The sequence below is a fragment of the Streptomyces spongiae genome (assembly GCF_009377185.1).
GTDB classification, from domain to species: Bacteria; Actinomycetota; Actinomycetes; order Streptomycetales; family Streptomycetaceae; genus Streptomyces; species Streptomyces spongiae.
Window position 1 is genome coordinate 1 of the sequence record NZ_VJZC01001025.1, and the last position, 1,645, is coordinate 1,645.

General features: G+C 74.8%; 2 protein-coding genes. One reads left to right on the forward strand and one right to left on the reverse strand.

Going from position 1 to position 1,645, the window contains the following annotated elements; translation table 11 throughout:
* Positions 1-53 precede the first annotated feature (53 nt).
* The gene (locus FNH08_RS49780; RefSeq protein ID WP_152778595.1) at positions 54-1,289 is read left to right on the forward strand and encodes an ROK family protein; all 1,236 of its coding nucleotides are present in this window, start codon (positions 54-56) and stop codon (positions 1,287-1,289) included.
* 16 nt (positions 1,290-1,305) lie between these two features.
* Here the strand turns inward: FNH08_RS49780 and FNH08_RS51360 are convergent.
* Positions 1,306-1,645 (reverse strand): hypothetical protein (locus tag FNH08_RS51360; RefSeq protein ID WP_194238897.1); only part of this gene is annotated, 340 nt, incomplete at its 5' end.

Sequence of the window (1,645 nt, forward strand, 5' to 3'; positions counted from 1 at the left end):
CGGCCAACCCACGCGCCACCCCCCCACGCACCGATCATGGGAGACTCGCCCTCATGGACGGCAACGCGGCCCCCAGGGCGACGGGCGAAGGGACCACACGGACACGACTGGACCGGGGGCGCGGCGCGCTCGGCCCGGCGTTGGAACTCGTGCACACCGACCGCGCCCCCACCCGGGCCGTACTGACCGCCGAACTCGGCGTCACCCGCGCGACCGCCGGCGCCGTCGCCGCCGAACTGGAGGCGCTCGGCCTCATCCGCGTCGACGCACACCCGGGCGCCGCCGCCGGCTCACAAGGACGCCCCTCCCACCGGCTGGAGCTCGCCGAGGACGGCCCCGTCGCACTCGCCGCACAGGTCCACGCCGACGGATGGCGCGCCGCACTCGTCGGGCTCGGCGGCCGGATCGTCGCCACGGCCCCCGGCTGCGAGACCGTCGACGCCGACCCGGCGAAGGTGCTCGGCTCGGTCGTCGACGCGGGCGCCGAACTGCTGCACGACACCGGACGCAGATGCGTGGGCGCCGGCCTCGCCGTCCCGTCGGCGGTCGCCGAGCCGGACGGGCTGGCCCTCAACCCGCTGCACCTGGCCTGGCCCGCGGGCGCGCCCGTCCGGGAGATCTTCGCCGAGCGGGTGCGCGCGGCCGGGATCGGCGGACCGGCGTTCGCGGCCAACGACGTCAACCTCGCCGCGCTCGCCGAGCACCGCCACGGCGCGGGACGCGGCTCCCGTGACCTGCTGTGCGTGGCCACCGGGCACCGGGGCGTGGGTGGCGCGCTCGTACTCGACGGCCGTCTGCACTCGGGGAGTTCGGGCCTCGCCCTGGAGGTCGGCCACCTCACGGTCAACCCCGAGGGCCGCCCCTGCCACTGCGGCAGCCGCGGCTGCCTCGACGTCGAGGCAGACCCGCTGGCCTTCCTCACGGCGGCGGGCCGCGATCCCGGCCCCGAGGTGTCGCTGCTCAAGCAGTCCGACGACCTCGTCCGTACCCAGTACGCCGACCCGTCCGTCCGTACGGCCGCCGAGGCCCTGATCGACCGGCTGGGACTGGGGCTCGCTGGCCTGGTCAACATCCTCAACCCGGACCGCATCATCCTCGGCGGGCTGCACCGCACGCTCCTCGACGCCGACCCCGAGCGTCTGCGTGCGGTCGTCGCCGACCGGAGCCTGTGGGGGCAGAGCGGGGGCGTGCCGATCCTGGCCTGCACGCTCAACCACAACAGCCTCGTGGGAGCCGCCGAGTTGGCCTGGCAGCCGGTCCTCGACGACCCCCTCGCGGCGCTGGCCTGACCGCTCGGAGGGCGAGTCAGAGACTGAGCTCGATCACCTGACCGTCACGCTCGACGTAGGTGCCGCCGATGGTGAGGCTGTCGTAGCAGCCGTTGCTGCTGAAGACCTGGATCCACTGCCCCTCGGCCACCGTCACGGGGATGTCCTTCGCCTTGCCGACGGTGAAGTCCTGGTAGCAGGTGTAGTCGCCGTTGATCTGGGTGTACACGGAGTCGCCGCCGGTGATGGTGACCCGCAGTGTCGCCGAGACGTCCTCGGCCGCGGACGCGGGTGCGGAGAGCGCCAGCAGGCCAGCGGCGGCGAGCCCCGCGGCCAGGGCGGAGACGCGGGTGCGGTGGAGGGCGGCTCGGTGGGGG

Coding starts and splice junctions, on each gene's coding strand:
- FNH08_RS49780 (WP_152778595.1), top strand. CDS start 54: ATGGACGGCAACGCGGCCCCCAGGGCGACGGGCGAAGGGACCACACGG.